Source organism: Variovorax sp. PMC12 (genome assembly GCF_003019815.1).
Classification (GTDB): domain Bacteria; phylum Pseudomonadota; class Gammaproteobacteria; order Burkholderiales; family Burkholderiaceae_C; genus Variovorax.
Map to the genome: position 1 here is coordinate 2440393 of NZ_CP027773.1, position 19466 is coordinate 2459858.

The window sequence follows — 19466 nt, forward strand, 5'->3', positions numbered from 1 at the left end:
GAATTCGTGAGGCTGGCGCTCGGCATCCGCTACAACGGCCAGGCGTACGAGGGCTGGCAAAGCCAGCGCTCGGGCCGCACGGTGCAGGACAAGCTCGAGGCGGCGCTCTCGAAGTTCGCGGCACAGCCCATCGGCACGCTGTGCGCGGGCCGCACCGACGCCGGCGTGCACGCGCTCATGCAGGTGGTGCATTTCGACACCACCGTCGAGCGCGAACCCTTCTCCTGGATGCGCGGCCCCAACCGCTTCCTGCCCGACGACATCGCGGTGCAATGGGCGCAACCGGTGCCCGATGAGTTCCACTGCCGCGCCAGCGCCCTGGCGCGCCGCTACCTGTACGTGCTCTCGCAGTCGCCGGTGCGGCCCAGCCTGGATGCGGGCCGGGTCGGCTGGTCGATGCATGCGCTCGATGGCGACGCGATGCGCGCCGCGGCGGCGCTGCTGGTCGGGCGGCACGATTTCAGCTCGTTCCGCGCCTCGGCCTGCCAGGCCCGCTCGCCGGTCAAGGACCTGCGGCGCATCGAAATCACCCGCATCGGCGACGGCGAGCGCTGCCGCTGGCACTTCGAATTCGAGGCCGACGCGTTCCTGCACCACATGATCCGCAACCTGATGGGCTGCCTCGTGCGCATCGGCCGGGGCGACGAGCCTGTCGAATGGATTTCGCAGGTGCTGGAGGCGCGCAGCCGCAAGGTTGCGGCGCCCACATTCTCGGCGGACGGCCTTTACTTCCTGGGTCCGTTGTACGACGCGAAGTGGGGGCTGCCGGCCGAGGCCACTCTGCAGGCCGGCGGGGCTCCGTATGATGGCCCGCCATGACCTCCCCGAGCGCAGCAGCCACCCGCACCCGCATCAAGATCTGCGGCCTGACCCGTGAGGCCGACGTGGACGCGGCGGTCGAAGCCGGCGCCGACGCCATCGGCTTCGTGCTCTACCCCGGGAGCCCCCGCGCGGTAACGCCGGAACGCGCCGCCGAACTGGCCTCGCGCCTGCCCCCATTCATCACGCCGGTGCTGTTGTTCGTGAACGAAGACCCGTCGACGGTTATCGCGTCGCTCGCCCGCGTGCGGGGCGCCATCGCCCAGTTCCACGGCGAGGAAACGCCCGATCAGTGCGAGGAATCGACCGGCCCGGAGCGCTTTCGTTACATGCGCGCGGCCCGGATTCCCCTCGGGGCTGCCGGAGCCGCCTTCGACCTCGTAAAATACGCGTCCGATTACTCCCACGCCCAGGCCATCCTGCTCGACGCCCATGTCGAAGGTTATGGCGGTGGCGGCAAGGCATTCGATTGGTCACTTCTTCCACCCGCCGTCGACGCTCACCTCGTCTTGAGTGGTGGGCTCACACCTGCAAACGTGAGCGATGGCATTCGCATCCTGCGGACGCGCTGCAAGTCGCTGTCCGTTGATGTGAGCTCGGGCGTCGAAATCGACGGTCCCGGGAACAAGGGCCTCAAGGACGCCGGAAAGATCCGGCAATTCGTCGCAGCCGTCAGGGCAGCCGACGCGTCCTTCTCAAGTTAGCCGCCGCAGCCGTTCGTTGGTCGGGCTGCGGCCCACCGATCGAGAACCATGCAAAGCCAATTCCAGGATTACCAGCAACCCGATGCCACCGGCCATTTCGGCAACTACGGCGGCACCTTCGCGAGCGAAACGCTCACCCACGCGATCAACGAACTGCGCGACGCGTATGCGAAGTTCAAGGACGACCCGGCCTTCCTGGCCGAATTCCACTACGAGCTGAAGCACTTCGTCGGCCGCCCCTCGCCGGTCTACCACGCGGCGCGCACCAGCCGTGAAATGGGCGGTGCGCAGATCTACCTGAAACGCGAAGACCTCAACCACACCGGCGCGCACAAGATCAACAACGTGATCGGCCAGGCGATGCTCGCCCGGCGCATGGGCAAGCCCCGCGTCATCGCCGAGACCGGCGCCGGCCAGCACGGCGTGGCCACCGCCACCATCTGCGCGCGCTACGGCCTCGAGTGCGTGGTCTACATGGGCAGCCAGGACGTGAAGCGCCAGAGCCCGAACGTCTACCGCATGAACCTGCTCGGCGCGACCGTGGTGCCCGTCGAATCCGGCAGCAAGACGCTGAAGGACGCGCTCAACGAGGCCATGCGCGACTGGGTCACCAATGTGGAAAACACCTTCTACATCATCGGCACCGTCGCAGGCCCGCACCCCTACCCGACCATGGTGCGCGACTTCCAGAGCGTGATCGGCACCGAGTGCATCGAGCAGATGCCGGCCATGCTGGCCGCCGACGGCATCACCGGCGAGGCCGAGGGCAGGCAGCCCGACGTGGTGGTCGCCTGCGTGGGCGGCGGCAGCAATGCGATGGGCATCTTCCACCCCTACATTCCGTTCGCGGGCACGCGCCTGGTCGGCGTGGAGGCGGCGGGCGAAGGGCTCGACAGCGGCAAGCACTCGGCTTCCATCCTGCGTGGCAGCCCCGGCGTGCTGCACGGCAACCGCACCTACCTGCTGCAGAACGAAGACGGCCAGATCACCGAGACCCACAGCATCAGCGCGGGCCTCGACTATCCCGGCGTGGGCCCCGAGCACGCCTACCTGGCGGACATCGGCCGTGCCGAGTACGTCGGCGTCACCGACAAGGAAGCGCTCGACGCCTTCCACTACCTGTGCCGCACGGAAGGCATCATTCCCGCGCTCGAATCCAGCCACGCCGTGGCACATGCGATGAAGCTCGCCAAGACCATGCGCCCGGACCAATCCATCCTGGTGAATCTCTCGGGCCGTGGCGACAAGGACATCGGCACGGTGGCCGACCTGTCGGGCGTCGACTTCTACGACCGCCCCTCGATGCGCGGCCTGAGCGTGAAGGGAGGCAAGTGATGAGCCGCATTGCCGCAACCTTCGCAGCGCTGAAAAAAGACGGCCGCCGCGCACTCGTGCCGTACGTCACGGCGGGCTTTCCCTTTGCCGACATCACGCCCGAGCTGATGCACGGCATGGTCGAGGCCGGCGCCGACGTGATCGAACTCGGCGTGCCCTTCTCCGACCCGATGGCCGACGGCCCCGTGATCCAGAAGGCCGGCGAGGCCGCGCTGGCGCTGGGCGTCGGCATGAAGCAGGTGCTGGCCATCGTGGCTACCTTCCGCCAGAAGGACGCGACCACGCCCGTGGTGCTGATGGGCTATGCGAACCCGGTCGAGCGCTACGACCTGGTGCACGGCAAGAAGGCCTTCATCCGCGACGCGGCCGTGGCCGGCGTGGACGGCCTGCTGGTCGTCGACTACCCGCCCGAGGAATGCGAAGCCTTTGCCGCCGACCTCAAGGCCGCAGGCATCGACCTGATCTTCCTGCTCGCCCCCACCAGCACCGACGAGCGCATGGCCCAGGTCGCGCGCATCGCCAGCGGGTACGTCTACTACGTGTCGCTCAAGGGCGTGACGGGTGCCGGCCACCTCGACGCCGAAGCGGTCGGCCAGATGATTCCGCGCATCCGCCAGCACGTGGGCATTCCGGTCGGCGTGGGCTTCGGCATCCGCGACGCCCGCACCGCGCAGGCGGTCGGATCGGCCGCCGACGCGGTCATCATCGGCACCAAGATCATTCAACTCATCGAAGACCAGCCCCGCGACAAGGTCGTGCCGGCCGTGCGTGAATTCCTCGCGGGCATCCGCGAGGCGCTCGACGCGCTGCCCGCCGCGACGGCCAAGAACGCGGCTGGTCGATAATCACCGCCAACACAAGGAGCCCCTGATGAGCTGGCTTGAAAAACTGCTACCCGCCAAGATCGCGCAAACCGACCCGTCCGAGCGCCGCCAGGTGCCCGAGGGCCTGTGGATCAAATGCCCCGCCTGCGAGACCGTTCTGTACAAGACCGACCTCGAGCACAACCAGAACGTCTGCCCCAGCTGCAGCCACCACCATCGCATCGGCGCCCGCGCGCGCCTGGACGCGTTCCTCGATGCCGAGGGCCGCTACGAGGTCGGCCAGGAAGTGCTGCCGGTCGACGCCCTGAAGTTCAAGGACAGCCGCAAGTACCCCGAGCGCCTGAAGGAAGCCCTGGAAAACACCGGCGAGACCGACGCGCTGGTCGTCATGGGCGGCTCGGTGCACAGCATCAGCGTGGTCGTGGCCTGCTTCGAATTCGAATTCATGGGCGGCTCCATGGGCAGCGTGGTCGGCGAGCGCTTCGTGCGCGGCGTCGAAACCGCCATCGAGCAGAAGGTGCCCTTCATCTGCTTCACCGCCACCGGCGGCGCGCGCATGCAGGAAGGCCTGCTCTCGCTGATGCAGATGGCCAAGACCAACGCCGCGCTCACGCGCCTGGCGAAGAAGGGCCTGCCCTACATCAGCGTGCTGACCGACCCGACCATGGGCGGCGTGTCGGCAGGCTTCGCCTTCGTGGGCGACGTGGTGATCGCCGAGCCCAAGGCGCTGATCGGCTTTGCAGGCCCGCGCGTGATCGAATCGACCGTGCGCGTGACGCTGCCCGAAGGCTTCCAGCGCGCCGAGTTCCTGCAGACCAAGGGCGCGATCGACTTCATCAGCGACCGCCGCGAACTGCGCAAGACCATTGCCAGCACGCTGGCGATGCTGCTGCGCCAGCCGGCCGACGCGGTCAGCTGACACAGGCAGGCGTCCAAAAGACAAGGGCCCGGGTGCATTGCACCCGGGCCCTTTTCAGTTGGGCTCGATCAGAACGTCAGTTGATAGGCAAACACCAGCAGGTTGCTCAGCACGATGGCAATCACCTGCAGCACCACGATGGCCGCCAGCGGCGACAGGTCGATGCCGCCGATCAGCGGAATGAAGCGCCGGAACGGCCGCACCAGCGGCTCGGCCAGGCGGGAGATGAGGTCGAGCAGCATCGGGGAAGCGCCCGGAATCCACGACAGCACGGCATAGACCACCAGCAGCGCCGTCAGCCCCGAGACCGCCAGCTGCATCAGCCCCACCAGCGACACCAGCGGCAAGGTCGCGATCCGTCCGAGGTTGCCGATCAGCAGCCAGAGCAGCAGGAACTTCATCAGCACCAGCAGCCACGCCGCGATCAGGCTCGCCAGGTCCCAGCGCTTCACCGGCGGCACGATGCGCCGCAGCGGAAGCACGATCCAGTCGGTGATGGCGAAGATGAAGCGCCCGAGCGGATTGCCGAAAGGCACCCGGTGGTACTGCATGTAGAGGCGCAGCAGGCAGGCGCCGCCGAGCAGGCCGACGATCACGTCGAGAAGGAACGAGGGAATCTGATAGAGCATGAGGCGCAGCCGTGAGCGGAATGCGATGATAGCCACGCAAGGCTCTTCGATGACGACACAACCCCTTTTGCATTCACTGCCATTGTTCCCGCTCGGCACGGTTCTGTTTCCGGGCGGCCTGCTTCCGCTGCGAATCTTCGAGGTCCGCTATCTCGACATGATCGGCAAGTGCCGCAAGGCCGATGCGCCCTTCGGCGTGGTGAGCCTCACCAGCGGCAGCGAAGTGCGCAAGGCCGGCGCCGACACCGAGAGCTTTGCCGGCATCGGCACGCTGGCCATGATCCGCGAGTTCGAGTCGCCGCAAAGCGGCCTGCTGCAGATCGAATGCATCGGCACGCAGCGATTCCGCGTGCGCCATGCCGAACTGCAGAAGCACGGGCTCTGGGTGGCCGAGGTCGAGGCGGTGAACGACGACGTCGCGCTGGAGATCCCGGACGACCTCAGGCACACCGCCACCGCGTTGCAGCGGCTGCTCGACACGCTGGAAGAACGGCGCCGCGCGCAAGGCGAATCGGTGCGGCTGCCTATCGGCACACCCTACCGGCTCGACGACTGCGGCTGGGTAGCCAACCGCTGGTGCGAGCTGGTGCCGATGCAGCTGGAGCTGCGCCAGCGGCTGATGGAGCTCGACAGTCCGTTGATGCGGCTGGAGCTGGTGAGCGATCTGCTGGCGCGCACGGGCATCACCGAGTAGGCATCACATTTGGCAGCTACATTTTTTGTAGCGCTTTGTGCAGGATTGACGGGCATTCAGGGGCGGTCTCGGTTCAAACCTGATGGGCTAAAATGCCAGCCCCGCGCACGCTCCCGGTTGCGCGCCACCCGCCTCCCATGTCCGATCAAAAGACCCCTACGCCTCCCACGCCCGCCGTCGACGAAAACCAGCTCATCGCCGAACGCCGCGAAAAACTCAAGCTGCTGCGCACCGCGCAGGTCGAGGGCAAAGGCGTTGCGTTCCCGAACGACTTCAAGCCCGGCCACCGCGCCGCGGCACTCGTCGAGGCACATGGCGCCACCGAAGCCGAAGCCCTCGACGCGCAAGCCGTTTCCGTGAGCGTGGCGGGCCGGATGATGCTCAAGCGCGTCATGGGCAAGGCCAGCTTCGCAACGCTGCAGGACGCCACCAGCCGCATCCAGCTCTACGTCACGCGCGACGCGGTGGGCGAAGAGGCCTATGCCGAATTCAAGCGCTGGGACCTGGGCGACATCGTCGGCGCCGAAGGCTCGCTGATGAAGACCAAGACCGGCGAGCTGTCGGTCAAGGTCACCCGGCTGCGCCTGCTCACCAAGAGCCTGCGTCCGCTGCCCGACAAGTTCCACGGCATGGCCGACCAGGAACAGAAGTACCGCCAGCGCTACGTCGACCTGATCACCGACGAATCGGCGCGCGTGCGCTTCACCGCGCGCAGCAAGGCCGTGAGCGCGCTGCGCGAGTTCATGGTGGCCAACGATTTCCTCGAAGTCGAGACGCCCATGCTCCACCCCATTCCCGGCGGCGCCAACGCCAAGCCCTTCAAGACGCACCACAACGCGCTCGACCAGGAAATGTTCCTGCGCATCGCGCCCGAGCTGTACCTCAAGCGCCTGATCGTCGGCGGCTTCGAGCGCGTGTTCGAAATCAACCGGAGCTACCGCAACGAGGGCATCTCGGTGCGGCACAACCCCGAGTTCACGATGATGGAGTTCTACGCGGCCTACTGGAACTACCGCGACCTGATGGACTTCACCGAGACGCTGATCCGCACCATCGCCGACAAGGCCGTGGGCACACAGCAGCTCACCTACCAGGGCAAGCCGGTCGACCTGACCCAGCCCTTCGAGCGCCTGACGATCCGCGAAGCCATCCTGAAGCACACCGATGCCGAAGGCGTGGCCCAGGGCGTGGACGACACCGCCTGGCTCATCGCCGCACTGCGCAAGATCGGCCTGAGCGAAGAAAAGGACAAGCTCTCGCAGCGCAGCCTGGCCAGCCTGCAGGTGATGTACTTCGAGGAAACCGTCGAAGAGAAGCTCTGGCAGCCGACCTTCATCATGGAGCACCCGACCGAGATCTCGCCGCTGGCGCGCGCCAACGACGAGCGCCCCGAGGTCACCGAGCGCTTCGAGCTCTACATCACCGGCCGCGAGTTCGGCAACGGCTTCAGCGAGCTGAACGACGCCGAGGACCAGGCCGCGCGCTTCAACGCGCAGGTCGCGGCCAAGGATAGCGGCGACGACGAAGCCATGTACTACGACCACGACTTCGTGCGCGCGCTCGAATACGGCATGCCGCCCACCGGCGGCTGCGGCATCGGCATCGACCGGCTGATGATGCTGCTGACCGATTCGCCGAGCATCCGCGACGTGATCCTGTTCCCCGCCCTGCGCAGGGAATCTTGAGCGTGCCGTCACCGTCGTCGCTGCCGACGATCGGCATCGACTTCGGCACCTCCAACTCCGCCGTGGCCTGCCGGGTCGACGGCGTCGCCCGCCTGCTGCCCATCGAAGGCGCGGCCACCACGCTGCCGACCGCGATCTTCTTCAACTCGGAAGACCGCACCACGCACTTCGGCCGCGACGCCGTCGCGCAATATCTCTCGGGCACCGAAGGCCGGCTGATGCGTTCGCTCAAGAGCCTGCTGGGCAGCGCGCTGATGCAGGAGAAGACCGCCATCTATGACGGTCTCTTGAGCTTCGAGGACATCATCGCGCGCTTCCTGCGCGAGCTGGCAGTGCGTGCCAGCCGCGAGCTGGGCCAGTTGCCCGAGCGCGTCGTGATCGGGCGGCCCGTGCACTTCGTGGACGACGATCCGAAGCGCGACGAGCGCGCCGAGGAAAGCCTGCGCGTCGCGGCGCGTGCGGCGGGCTTCCGCGAAATCGCCTTCCAGCTCGAGCCGATCGCCGCCGCCTTCGACTACGAGCAGCGCATCGCCAAGGAATCGATCGTGCTCATCGTCGACATCGGCGGCGGCACCTCAGACTTCACCGTGGTGCGCGTGGGCCCCGACCGCGCGGCGCGCGAGGACCGCGGCGACGACGTGCTGGCCACCAGCGGCGTGCACATCGGCGGCACCGACTTCGACCAGCGCCTGAACCTCGAGCGCGTGATGCCGCATTTCGGCTTTCGCCACCACGGCCCGCAGGGGCGCGAGGTGCCGAGCAAAGTGTTCTTCGAGCTGTCGTCCTGGCACCTGATCAACTGGCTCTACGCCGCCAAGGCGGTGCGCCAGGCCAAGGAACTGCGCACCAGCTACAGCGACACGCGCCTGCACGACCGCCTCATGAACGTGCTGGAAGAACGGCACGGCCACCGCATCGCCAGCGCCGTGGAAGCGGCCAAGATCGATGCCTCCGTCACCGATGCGGAAACCGCCATCGACCTCGACTGCGCCGAGCGCGGCCTGGTGGCTTCGCTGTCTCCCGCCGACATGGCGCAACAGCTGGCCGGCCCGCTCGAGAACGTGATCGCCTGCGCCCACGCCTGCGTCAAGCGCGCGGGCCTTCGCAGCGGCGACCTCGACGCGATCTACCTGACCGGCGGCTCGTCCGCCCTGCGACCGTTCCAGCATGCGCTGCGCAAGAGCTTCGCGGGCGTGAACCTGGTCGAGGGCGACCTGTTCGGCGGTGTCGCCACCGGCCTGGCCTGCGTGGCGCGCACCGGACGCGCGGCACGCTGATGAAATACCTGGCGGGCTATCCGGCACCCCTACTGGACCAGGTCCGCCAGCTGATGGCCGAAGACCGGCTCGCCGGCCTGCTGCTCAAGCGCTACCCCGAAGGCTCGCACGACATCCAGACCGACCGCGCGCTGTACGGCTACGTGAGCGAGCTCAAGAGCGACTTCATGCGCAAGGCCGAGCCGCTGTCCAAGGTGATGTTCGACAGCAAGCTGCACGTGATACGCAACGCGCTGGGCACGCACACCACCGTGTCCCGCGTGCAGGGCGGCAAGCTCAAGGCCAAGCGCGAGATCCGCGTGGCCAGCCTGTTCAAGGACGTGCCGCTTCCCTGGCTGCGCATGATCGTCGTGCACGAACTCGCCCACATGAAGGAGCGCGAGCACGACAAGGCTTTCTATGCGCTGTGCATGCACATGGAGCCGGAGTACCAGCAGCTCGAATTCGACCTGCGGCTGTACCTGACCCATCTGGAGACGGGCGGGGAACGGCTCTGGCGCCCCCCGGCCGCCTGAAGAAAAAGAGCGCTCGGCTCAGACGGCCGCCAGCAGGCGCAGCGCATCGCGGTGAGTGCGCGACGCGGAAAGCGTGTCCCAGTCGGGCGCGGCCTCTTGCGGCAGCAACGCGAGCCTGCGTGCCTCGCTCGCCGCATCCGGCCGCCATTGCCCGTTGCGCGAAGCCGCCTCGAATCCATCGAGGAATTGGTCGAGCACCCGTCCGTCGCCAATGCTCTGGTTGCACAGCAGCGCCACGTCGCAGCCCGCCGCCAGCGCCGCCAGCGCGGCGTCGGTGTAGCTCAGCAGTTCGCCGTCGATGTAGCGCCCCGCTTCCATGCTCAGGTCGTCGCTGAAGACCGCGCCGTCGAAGGCGAAGCGCTGGCGCAGCACCGCCTTGAGCCACTTCGACGAAAACCCCGCCGGCCGCTTGTCGACCTTGGGGTAGATCACGTGCGCCGGCATCACGGCGGTGAGCGTGCCGGCCAGCCAGTCGTAAGGCCGGGCGTCATCGTTCAGGATGTCCTTGAGGCTGCGCTTGTCGACCGGGATCTCGACGTGCGAATCGGCCGTGACGAAGCCGTGCCCCGGAAAATGCTTGCCGCAGTTGCGCATGCCCTTTTGCAGCATGCCGTGCATGACGCTCTTGGCCAGCAGCGCCACCACGCGCGGGTCGCGGTGGAAACTGCGATCGCCGATCACGCCGCTGCCGCCGTGGTCCAGGTCGAGCACGGGCGCGAAGCTGAAATCGACGCCGCAGGCGCGCAGCTCGGCCGCGAGCACCTGGCCGGCAGCCGTCGCGGCCTGCGTGGCGCGCATGGCGTCGCGCATCCACAGTTCGCCCAGGGCGCGCATCGACGGCAGTCGCGTGAAGCCGTCGGTGCGAAAGCGCTGCACGCGGCCGCCTTCGTGGTCGACGCAGATCAGCAGGTCGGGGCGTATCGCCTTGATCTCGGCATTGAGCGCGGTCATCTGCGCCCGGTCCTGCCAGTTGCGGGAGAAATGGATCACGCCGCCGACCAGCGGGTTGGCAAGGCGCCGGCGGTCGGCCGCGTCGAGTTCGGTCGCGGCCACGTCGATGATCAGCGGCGCATGGGGGCGAGCAGCAAGCTCGGGGGTCATACCTTCTCCACCACCACGAAGCTCGCGGCGTATTCGTTTTCGTCGGTCACGGTCACGTGGGCCGTGAGCCCTTGTGCCTCGAACCAGTCCTTCAGGCCGCCGTGCAGCACGATGACCGGCTTGCCGCTGGGCAGGTTGGCGATCTCGCACAGGCGCCAGCTCATGGGCATGCGCATGCCCATGCCGATCGCCTTGCTGAAAGCCTCCTTGGCGGAAAAGCGCGTCGCGAGGTAGCTGATGCCGCGCTTGGGCCAGCGCGCGCTGCGGGCCTTCCAGACCGCGAACTCGGCGTCGCTCAGCACCTTGCGGGCGAAGCGCTCGCCCTGGCGCTCGAAGGTCGCGGTGATGCGCCGCAGGTCGCAGATGTCGGTGCCAATGCCGTAGATCATTCGGCGCCGGCGCTCATTGCTGCGCCTCGCTGATGCATCGCAGGTAGTCGTGGGTGGTGGCGGCATAGCCGAGTTCGAGTGCGTCGGCCACGAAGGCATGGCCGATCGACACCTCCAGCACGCCGGGCACCGCGCGCAGGAATGCAGTCAGGTTGTCGCGGCTCAGGTCGTGGCCGGCGTTGATGCCCAGGCCCGCGGCATGGGCCGCGCGCGCCGTGTCGGCATAGCGCTGGAGCACGGCCTGCTCGTCGGGCGTGCCGCGCGAGGCGGCATAGCCTTCGGTGTAGAGCTCGACGCGGTCGGCGCCCACGGCCTTCACGGCGGCCATCATCTCGGGAATCGGGTCCATGAACAGGCTGACGCGCACGCCCAGCGCGCGGGCCTCGGCGATCAGCGGGCGCAGGCGCTCGGCATCGTCGGGGAAGGTCCAGCCGTGGTCGCTGGTCGACTGGGTTTCGCTGTCGGGCACGAAGGTGGCCTGGTGCGGCTTCAGCGTGCGCACGAAGTCCATGAGGTTCTGGAACGGGTTGCCTTCGATGTTGAACTCGATGGCGGGCCAGTCCCTGGCGAGCAGCTCGGACAGGTCGCTCACGTCGTGCGCGCGGATGTGGCGGGCATCCGGGCGGGGGTGCACGGTGATGCCCTGCGCGCCGGCGGCCAGGCAGGCCTGCGCGGCCTTGACCACGCTCGGGATGCCCAGGTGGCGCGTGTTGCGGACCAGGGCCACCTTGTTGAGGTTGACGGACAGCGAGGTGACGTTGCCTGAGGTGCTCATAGTGCTTGCAGATCTCTCATCATTTGCCGCGTGCGCAGCGTGGACACGCCGCAATGGTAGTTGAGCAAGGCGCGCAGCTGGTTCCGCAGGGCGCTGTTGCTGCCGGCGTTCATGGTGGCCACTTCGCGCAGCGTGGCGGTGAACGGGGCGCGGTCGTCGAGCACGGCCTGCAGCGCCTGCCAGTCGGCGCCGGCCAGCGCGGCCTCCTTGCCGTCCGCCTGGCGCAGGCCGGCTTCGGGCACGAGGCTGTAGCGGGTGTCGGCCACGAGCGGCTCCAGCGTCAGCGTCTGGACCTCGAGCGACGGCAGCAGCCCGACCCCGCGCAGCAGCAGCAGTTCGAAGGCGCGCAGAGCGGCCGCATGGGTGGCCGCCTGGGCGCCGGCGTGGTCGCCCGCCAGCACCTGCACCACGCCCGCATAGGCGTCGAACAGTGCTTCGTGGGCGTCGTCGCGCGCCAGCAGGCGCAGCAGCAGTTCGTTGACGTAGTAGCCCGACAGCAACGCCTCGCCGGTCGGCATGACGTGGCCGCCCATCCACTCGGCGCCCTTGAGCGTGCGGATCTCGGCGTCGCCGCCGTAGTTGAGCTGCAGCGGCTGAAGCGGCAGCAGCACGGGCCGGAAATTGGAGCTCGGCCGCTTCGCCCCCTTGGCCACCAGCGCGATGCGCCCGTGGTGCCGGGTGAAGACCTCGAGGATCAGGCTCGACTCGCTCCAGTCGTAGCGGTGGAGCACATAAGCCGGTTCGTGCGAAACGCGGTGGGTGGCCATGTCAGTGCGCTAAGGAGCATCGAGGCTTGAGGCCGGCAAACGCCGCGGAACCGGCTTTGCCGGGCCACTGGCGTTGCCCCCTGCAAGGGGGTTGGCGGCTACGCGAAGCGAGCGAGCCTGGGGGTTTGCCTGTCTGTTATTCGTAGCCGAACGAACGGACCCGGGCTTCGTCGTCGGCCCAGCCCGAGCGCACCTTCACCCACAGTTCGAGGAACACCTTGGCGTCGGCCAGCTTCTCCAGCTCCACGCGGGTTTCCATGCCGATGCGCTTGATGCGCTCGCCCTTGTCGCCGATCACCATGGCCTTGTGGCCGTCGCGCTCGACCACGATGGTGGCGGCGATGCGCAGCAGGCGCTTCTGGCCCTTCTTCTGGGGCGGCTCTTCCTCGAACTTGTCGATGATGACGGTCGATGTGTAGGGCAGCTCGTCGCCGGTCAGGCGGAACAGCTTTTCGCGCACCAGCTCGCCCGCGAGGAATTTCTCGCTGCGGTCGGTGAGCTCGTCCTCGTCGTAGAACCAGGGCTGCTCGGGCAGGTACTTCTTGCAGATGTCGAACAGGCGCTCGACGTCCTTGGCGTTCTTGGCCGACATCGGCACGAACTCGGCGAAGCTGTGCTTCTCCTGCATGGTCTGCAGCCAGGGCGCGATGTCGCCGCGGCGGTGCACGTTGTCGAGCTTGTTGGCCAGCAGCACCGTCGGGATGCCCTTGCCGAGCAGCTTGAGCACGCGCTCGTCGGCCGGCGTGAAACTGCCCGCCTCGACCACGAAAAGAATCAGGTCCACGTCGCCGACCGCGCCCTGCACGGTCTTGTTGAGCGACTTGTTCAGCGCGTTGGCATGCAGGGTCTGGAAACCCGGCGTGTCGACGAACACGAACTGCGTGGCGCCCAGCGTGCGCATGCCGGTGATGCGGTGGCGCGTGGTCTGCGCCTTGCGCGAAGTGATGCTGATCTTCTGGCCGACCAGCGCATTGAGCAGCGTCGACTTGCCCACGTTGGGCTTGCCGACGATGGCGATGAGGCCGCAGTGCTGCGGCCCGGTTGCAGGCGCATCGCCTGCGGTGTCTTCGGGTCCCGCTACGGGATTGATAGCATCGTTCATTCTGATTTCACGCGGCGCCGCGTGCCTTGAGCCGGATCAACATGGCCGCCGCGGCAGCCTGCTCGCCGGCGCGGCGCGAGCCGCCGATGCCGCGTTCGCGAAGCCCCAACTCGGGCACCTCGCACTCGACATCGAAAGTCTGCTTGTGCGCCGCGCCCAGTGTGGCGGCCACGCGGTACACCGGCAGCTTCATTTTGTGGCCCTGCAGCCATTCCTGCAATTCGGTCTTCGGGTCTTTCGCCGCGGCTTCCATGCGCGGATTGATCTCGACCGCTTCGTAGAGCCGGTGCACCAGCGCCTGGGCGGCCGCGAAACCGGCGTCGAGATAGACCGCGCCGATCAGCGCCTCGAGCGCATCGGCCAGGATCGACGGGCGGTTGGGGCCGCCGGAACGGGCCTCGCCTTCGCCGAGCTTGAGCAGCGGCGACAGCGCCAGCCCGACCGCCAGTCGGTGCAAGGTATCTTGCTTGACCAGGTTGGCGCGCACGCGCGAAAGGTCGCCCTCGGGCAGCGCCGAAAGACGGATGTAGAGCAGGTGGGAAACCGCGAGATTCAGCACCGAGTCGCCGAGAAACTCCAGGCGCTCGTTGTGGTCGGCCGAGAAACTGCGGTGCGTGAGCGCGAGCTGGAGCAGCCGCGGATCGGAGAAGGTGTGCTGGAGACGCGCCTGCAGCGCGACAAGGCTGCCGTCCACCTTTTTAAGCGCCGCGTTCAGCGGGTCTCGCCCTTGTATTTGAGCGTCAGGTAGGCCGGGCCGAACAGGGGAATCTCGCGCTCGTAGGCATACGAGACCACCACCTTGTCGCCGACCTTCTTGATGTCCAGGTCCTTGCCGCTGACCGACTTGAAGTCGTCGATGGCTTGCGCGCGGTCGAAGATGGCGCGCACTTCGGGTACGGTCGTGCCTTCCTTGGCCTTGTTGGCGGCCTTGTCGATCGCCTGCCACTCGATCAGCGTCGGAATGACCTGCGCGACGACCACGCCCACGCACGCGAGCACGACCGCGACGAACACCAGCCCGATGAACGAAATGCCGCGCTGTTGCGACGCCCTGCCGGCGACAGACCGATGTGTTCTCATGCCCTCTTACCCCTCGAACGATGCCGATGACGGCTTATTGAAACGGACCGATGCGTCCCAGGTCGCCGAAATTCATCCAGACGAAGAACGCCCGGCCGACGATGTTCTGGTCGGGGACGAAGCCCCAGAAACGCGAATCCGCCGAATTATCGCGGTTGTCGCCCATCATGAAATACTGGCCGGCGGGCACTTTGCAGACCACGCCTTCGACCGAGTAGCGGCAGTTTTCGCGGCCCGGGAAGTCGCTGGCGCCCGGCACGAAGTTGGGTGCCGCGTCGTCGTTGAGGATCTTGTGCTGCTTGCCGCCGAGGTTTTCGGTGAACTGCTTGAGCAGGCGCATCGATTCGCCGTCGAGGTAGTCGGCGTCCGGCGCCTTGGACACCGGCTGGCCGTTGATCATGAGCTTCTTGTTCAGGTAGGACACCTCGTCGCCCGGGATGCCGACCACGCGCTTGATGTAGTCCATGCTGGGCTTGGGCGGGTAGCGGAACACCACCACGTCGCCGCGCGCCAGCGGCGTGCCGTCGGTGATCTTGGTGTTGATCACCGGCAGGCGCAGGCCGTAGGTGAACTTGTTGACCAGGATCAGGTCGCCGGTCAGCAGCGTGGGCATCATCGAGCCCGAAGGAATCTTGAAGGGCTCGTACAGGAACGAGCGCAGCAGGAACACCACCAGGATCACCGGAAAGAGCCCGGCGGTCCAGTCGAGCCACCAGGGCTGCATCAGCAGGCGTTCGCTCGCCTTGGCGTCGGCGGTGTCGACCTGCTTGATGCCCTGCCCGGCCAGCCGCTCGTTGCGCTCGGCCAGCGAGGCTTCGAGCCTGGCGGCGGCCTGCTCGCGTTTCGGCAGGAAATAGAAGCGTTCGGCCAGCCAGTAGAGGCCGGTGACCACCGTCGCCAGGAACAGCAGCAGTGCGAAGTTGCCTTCGATCGCGCCGAAATACCAGGCACCGACATAGCCGGCGAAAACCGCGAGTACCAGGGAGGTGAGGAATGCCATTTTTTGATCAGTCTTCGACTTGCAGAATCGCGAGGAAGGCCTCTTGCGGGACCTCGACGGAGCCGATCTGCTTCATTCTTTTCTTGCCGGCCTTCTGCTTCTCGAGCAGCTTCTTCTTGCGGGAGATGTCGCCGCCGTAGCACTTGGCCAGCACGTTCTTGCGAAGGGCCTTGATTGTCTCACGCGCAATGATGGTGACGCCGATGGCCGCCTGGATCGCCACGTCGTACATCTGGCGCGAAATGATCTCGCGCATCTTCGAGACCACCGCCCGGCCGCGGTACTGCGACTGGCTGCGGTGCACGATGATCGACAGCGCGTCGACCTTGTCGCCGTTCAGCAGGATGTCGACCTTCACCACGTCGGACGCGCGGTACTCCTTGAACTCGTAGTCCATGGAGGCGTAGCCGCGGCTCACCGATTTCAGCTTGTCGAAGAAGTCGAGCACGATCTCGCCGAGCGGCATCTCGTAGGTCAGCATGACCTGGCGGCCGTGGTAGGCCATGTTCATCTGCACGCCGCGCTTCTGGTTGGCCAGCGTCATGACGGAGCCGACGTATTCCTGCGGCATGTACAGGTGCACGGTGACGATCGGCTCGCGGATCTCGGCCATGCGGCCGACGTCGGGCATCTTGGACGGGTTCTCGACCATGATCACCTCGCCGTCGTTCTTGACCACCTGGTAGACCACGCTGGGCGCGGTCGTGATCAGGTCCTGGTCGAACTCGCGCTCCAGCCGCTCCTGCACGATTTCCATGTGCAGCAGGCCGAGGAAGCCGCAGCGGAAGCCGAAGCCCAGCGCCTGGCTCACTTCGGGCTCGTAGCGCAGCGACGAATCGTTGAGCTTGAGCTTCTCCAGCGCGTCGCGCAGCGAGTCGTACTCGCTGGCTTCGGTGGGGTACAGGCCGGCGAACACCTGCGGCTGGATTTCCTTGAAGCCGGGCAGCGCCTCGGTTGCCGTGGCCGCCGCACCGCCGGTGCCCGGCCTGATCAGCGTGACCGTGTCGCCGACCTTGGCGGCCTGCAGTTCCTTGATGCCCGCGATGATGTAGCCCACCTCGCCCGCCTCGAGCGAAGGCCGCGGCTCGTTGGCCGGCGTGAACACGCCCACGCTGTCGGCGTTGTACATCGCGCCGGACGCCATCATCTTGATGCGCTCGCCCTTCACGAGCCGGCCGTCGACCACGCGCACCAGCATGACGACGCCGACGTACGGGTCGAACCAGCTGTCGACGATCATCGCGCGCAGCGGGCCGTCGGGGTTGCCGCGCGGCGCGGGCATGCGTGCGACGATGGCTTCTAGGATGTCGTCGATGCCGACACCGGTCTTGGCGGAACAAGGAATCGCGTCGGTCGCGTCGATGCCGATCACGTCTTCGATCTCGGTGCGCGCGTTGTCGAGGTCCGCGTTGGGCAGGTCGATCTTGTTGAGCACCGGCACCACTTCGACGCCGAGGTCGAGCGCGGTGTAGCAGTTGGCCACCGTCTGCGCTTCGACACCTTGCGACGCATCGACGACGAGCAGCGCGCCTTCGCATGCGGACAGCGAGCGACTCACTTCATACGAGAAGTCGACGTGGCCCGGCGTGTCGATCAGATTGAGGTTGTAGACCTGTCCGTCGCGTGCCTTGTAGTGCAGCGCCGCGGTCTGTGCCTTGATGGTTATCCCACGCTCTTTCTCGATGTCCATCGAGTCGAGCACCTGCGCTTCCATCTCGCGTTCCGCGAGGCCACCGCAGCGCTGGATCAAACGGTCTGCGAGCGTCGACTTGCCATGGTCGATGTGCGCAATGATCGAAAAATTTCTGATGTGATTCATCAACGGGAACGCTTAAGTACTTGAATTGGCTCGCGCGCAGAGGGCGACAGGCAAGAAAAAAGGGCGCGTCTTCTGGAGACGCGCCCTGAACCAACAAGCAATGGCAACTGCAGTAGTTGGAACTTCATTGTAGGCAAAAAGGGAAGCACGTACATCCGGGAACAGGCTCCAAAGGGGTCGTTGCAGGTCCACAACATCAAAGATATAAACAGGTTATCAACAGGATCGGTGGAGCAGTTACTGAACAACTTGTGGGCGATCTGTGGAGCACCGGTGGACTGCTGTCTGACATCTCGCATCGTGAAGGCCAGCGCACTCCTTATGCGCTGGCCGGCCGTCGAGGGTGCTCTATTCTACCGAAATTCGTCCTTAGGCCTTTTATAAGTTAGTAGGCACAAACAAAATCGGAGGGTTTCGGCCTCCCAGATTTTTTTTGGGGCACGGCGCCAGAACGTCGTAAACACCTCAAAAAAACGGCCCCAAACCCGACTGCCGGGTGGGGCCACTTGACGCCGGCGTCAGATCAGCGTGCGGGGCGGATCAGGGCGTACTGCGCCCAGTCACCGCGGCGGAACAGCACGCTGAGCGCCTTGCTCTTGTCGGCCTTGCCGATGGCGGACTCGAATTCACGCGCGTTCGCGATGTCCGAATTGCCCACGGCCAGGATGATGTCGCCCTCGCGCAGGCCCGCGCGCGCAGCGGCGTCGCTGGCAGCATCGACCTTCACGCCGCCCTTCAGCTTGAGCTCTTTCTTCTGCGCGTCGGTGAGGTCGCTCACCGCAAGGCCGAGCGATTTGGCGGCCGCGGAAACCGGTGGCTTGGCCGGCGTTTCGTCTCGGTCGGTCGCTCGCTTGCTGGGCTTGTCGGGTTCGATCTCGGCAATGGTCACGCTGAGGTCACGCGACGCACCGCGGCGGAACACCGTGAGCGTGCTCTTCGTGCCGGGCTTGGTGTTGCCCACCAGGCGCGGCAGGTCGCTCGGCTTCTCGATGGCCTTGCCGTCGAACTTGGTGATCACGTCGCCCGGCTCCACGCCGGCCTTCTCGCCCGGCGATCCGGCCTCGACGCCGCGCACCAGCGCGCCCTGCGCCTTGCCAAGGCCGATGGCCTCGGCCACGTCCTTCGTCACCTGGTCGATCTGCACGCCGATGCGGCCGCGCGACACGCGGCCCGAGGTGCGCAGCTGGTCGCTCACGCGGATCGCCTCGTCGATCGGGATCGAGAACGAGATGCCCATGAAGCCGCCCGAGCGCGAATAGATCTGGCTGTTGATGCCGACCACCTCGCCGCGCATGTTGATCAGCGGGCCGCCCGAGTTGCCGGGGTTGATGGCCACGTCGGTCTGGATGAACGGCAGGTATTCGCCGGTGTCGCGCTGCTTCGCGCTCACGATGCCGGCGGTGACGGTGTTCTCGAGGCCGAACGGCGAGCCGATGGCCATGACCCATTCGCCGACGCGCAGCCTGGAGATGTCGCCCACCTTCACGGCCGGCAGGCCAGTGGCCTCGATCTTGACGACCGCGACGTCGGTGCGCTTGTCGGCACCCACGATCTTGGCCTTGAACTCGCGCTTGTCGGGCAGCGTGACCAGCACCTCGGAAGCGTCTTCCACCACGTGCGCATTGGTCATCACGTAGCCGTCGGCCGTCAGGATGAAGCCGGAGCCCACGCCGCGGGGGCGCTCCTCTTCCTGCGGTTGCTGCGGCCGGTTCTGGCGCGGGCCCGAACGGGGCGCGCCCGGCAGCGGCTGGCCGAAGAAGCGGCGGAAGAACTCCTGCATCTCCTCGTCCATCTCGCCGTTGCCGGCGCGCGGCGTCACCTTCTCGATGGTGCGGATGTTGACGACGGAAGGACCGACCTGGTCGACCAGGTCGGTGAAATCGGGCAGCGTGCGCGTCTGCGCGTGCACGGGCTCGACAGGCAGGAAGCTGGCGCCTGCCGTGAGCGCAAGCGCGAAAGCCAAAACACCGGAACGAAGCTTGTGTCCCTCGACTTTGAAGATCATCGGTTTTCTTTCAAAAGAGCAGAGCGG

General features: G+C 66.6%; 20 protein-coding genes. 9 read left to right on the top strand and 11 right to left on the bottom strand.

Translation table 11 applies throughout. From position 1 onward, the window contains the following. Positions 1-6 precede the first annotated feature (6 nt). The 5 genes from truA to accD are packed head-to-tail and all read left to right on the top strand — an operon-like array spanning position 7 to position 4601. Complete coding sequence (truA, locus tag C4F17_RS11325) at positions 7-819, top strand: tRNA pseudouridine(38-40) synthase TruA (RefSeq protein ID WP_106935291.1); 813 nt, start codon at positions 7-9, stop codon at positions 817-819. Beyond that, the gene (locus C4F17_RS11330; RefSeq protein ID WP_106935292.1) at positions 816-1523 is read left to right on the top strand and encodes a phosphoribosylanthranilate isomerase; all 708 of its coding nucleotides are present in this window, start codon (positions 816-818) and stop codon (positions 1521-1523) included. Before truA ends, C4F17_RS11330 begins: the two co-directional genes overlap by 4 nt. 48 nt (positions 1524-1571) lie before the next feature. Further along, the gene (trpB, locus tag C4F17_RS11335; RefSeq protein ID WP_106935293.1) at positions 1572-2858 is read left to right on the top strand and encodes a tryptophan synthase subunit beta; all 1287 of its coding nucleotides are present in this window, start codon (positions 1572-1574) and stop codon (positions 2856-2858) included. Continuing rightward, positions 2858-3703, top strand: coding sequence for a tryptophan synthase subunit alpha (gene trpA / locus C4F17_RS11340; protein ID WP_106935294.1), 846 nt, complete (start codon positions 2858-2860; stop codon positions 3701-3703). The genes trpB and trpA overlap by 1 nt, the downstream gene beginning before the upstream one ends. Positions 3704-3728: 25 nt before the next feature. Continuing rightward, positions 3729-4601, top strand: a complete 873-nt coding sequence (gene accD, locus C4F17_RS11345; protein ID WP_012746558.1) for an acetyl-CoA carboxylase, carboxyltransferase subunit beta — start codon at positions 3729-3731, stop codon at positions 4599-4601. 68 nt (positions 4602-4669) lie between these two features. Here accD and C4F17_RS11350 read toward each other — a convergent pair whose 3' ends face one another. Continuing rightward, positions 4670-5230: a YggT family protein gene (locus C4F17_RS11350; protein ID WP_081271184.1), complete on the bottom strand. Its 561-nt coding sequence runs from the start codon at positions 5228-5230 to the stop codon at positions 4670-4672. Positions 5231-5279: 49 nt separating this feature from the next. Here C4F17_RS11350 and C4F17_RS11355 point away from each other — a divergent pair, with 49 nt between their 5' ends. From C4F17_RS11355 to C4F17_RS11370, 4 genes are all read left to right on the top strand, one after another. After that, on the top strand, positions 5280-5924 hold the full coding sequence (locus C4F17_RS11355; RefSeq protein ID WP_234382732.1) for an LON peptidase substrate-binding domain-containing protein: 645 nt from the start codon (positions 5280-5282) through the stop codon (positions 5922-5924). 137 nt (positions 5925-6061) lie between these two features. Then, positions 6062-7609 carry a lysine--tRNA ligase gene (lysS, locus tag C4F17_RS11360; RefSeq protein WP_106935296.1) on the top strand — a complete coding sequence of 516 codons (1548 nt, stop codon included), beginning with the start codon at positions 6062-6064 and terminating at the stop codon, positions 7607-7609. Beyond that, positions 7606-8886: an Hsp70 family protein gene (locus C4F17_RS11365; RefSeq protein WP_409195055.1), complete on the top strand. Its 1281-nt coding sequence runs from the start codon at positions 7606-7608 to the stop codon at positions 8884-8886. The genes lysS and C4F17_RS11365 overlap by 4 nt, the downstream gene beginning before the upstream one ends. Further along, positions 8886-9401: a YgjP-like metallopeptidase domain-containing protein gene (locus C4F17_RS11370; RefSeq protein ID WP_081271187.1), complete on the top strand. Its 516-nt coding sequence runs from the start codon at positions 8886-8888 to the stop codon at positions 9399-9401. The genes C4F17_RS11365 and C4F17_RS11370 overlap by 1 nt, the downstream gene beginning before the upstream one ends. 18 nt (positions 9402-9419) lie before the next feature. On the opposite strand, the gene nagZ is transcribed toward C4F17_RS11370, so the two are convergent. From nagZ to C4F17_RS11420, 10 genes are all read right to left on the bottom strand, one after another. After that, the gene (gene nagZ, locus C4F17_RS11375) at positions 9420-10502 is read right to left on the bottom strand and encodes a beta-N-acetylhexosaminidase (RefSeq protein WP_106935298.1); all 1083 of its coding nucleotides are present in this window, start codon (positions 10500-10502) and stop codon (positions 9420-9422) included. Next, positions 10499-10891: a holo-ACP synthase gene (acpS, locus tag C4F17_RS11380; protein WP_081271189.1), complete on the bottom strand. Its 393-nt coding sequence runs from the start codon at positions 10889-10891 to the stop codon at positions 10499-10501. Before acpS ends, nagZ begins: the two co-directional genes overlap by 4 nt. A 13-nt stretch (positions 10892-10904) precedes the next feature. Next, positions 10905-11666 carry a pyridoxine 5'-phosphate synthase gene (locus tag C4F17_RS11385; protein WP_106935299.1) on the bottom strand — a complete coding sequence of 254 codons (762 nt, stop codon included), beginning with the start codon at positions 11664-11666 and terminating at the stop codon, positions 10905-10907. Continuing rightward, complete coding sequence (gene recO, locus C4F17_RS11390) at positions 11663-12433, bottom strand: DNA repair protein RecO (protein WP_106935300.1); 771 nt, start codon at positions 12431-12433, stop codon at positions 11663-11665. Before recO ends, C4F17_RS11385 begins: the two co-directional genes overlap by 4 nt. 136 nt (positions 12434-12569) lie before the next feature. Beyond that, entirely contained in the window at positions 12570-13535 is a 966-nt protein-coding gene (gene era, locus C4F17_RS11395) for a GTPase Era (RefSeq protein ID WP_081271192.1), read from the bottom strand. A 7-nt stretch (positions 13536-13542) separates the two neighbouring features. After that, entirely contained in the window at positions 13543-14229 is a 687-nt protein-coding gene (gene rnc, locus C4F17_RS11400; protein ID WP_081271193.1) for a ribonuclease III, read from the bottom strand. 17 nt (positions 14230-14246) lie between these two features. Then, entirely contained in the window at positions 14247-14615 is a 369-nt protein-coding gene (locus tag C4F17_RS11405; RefSeq protein ID WP_081271194.1) for a DUF4845 domain-containing protein, read from the bottom strand. Between the two features lie 34 nt (positions 14616-14649). Next, a complete protein-coding gene (lepB, locus tag C4F17_RS11410; protein ID WP_106935301.1) occupies positions 14650-15615 on the bottom strand; it encodes a signal peptidase I in 966 nt (321 codons plus the stop codon). 7 nt (positions 15616-15622) lie between these two features. Next, positions 15623-17434, bottom strand: coding sequence for a translation elongation factor 4 (lepA, locus tag C4F17_RS11415; RefSeq protein WP_106935302.1), 1812 nt, complete (start codon positions 17432-17434; stop codon positions 15623-15625). Between the two features lie 523 nt (positions 17435-17957). Continuing rightward, positions 17958-19439: a DegQ family serine endoprotease gene (locus C4F17_RS11420; RefSeq protein ID WP_106935303.1), complete on the bottom strand. Its 1482-nt coding sequence runs from the start codon at positions 19437-19439 to the stop codon at positions 17958-17960. Between the last annotated feature and the right edge of the window lie 27 nt (positions 19440-19466).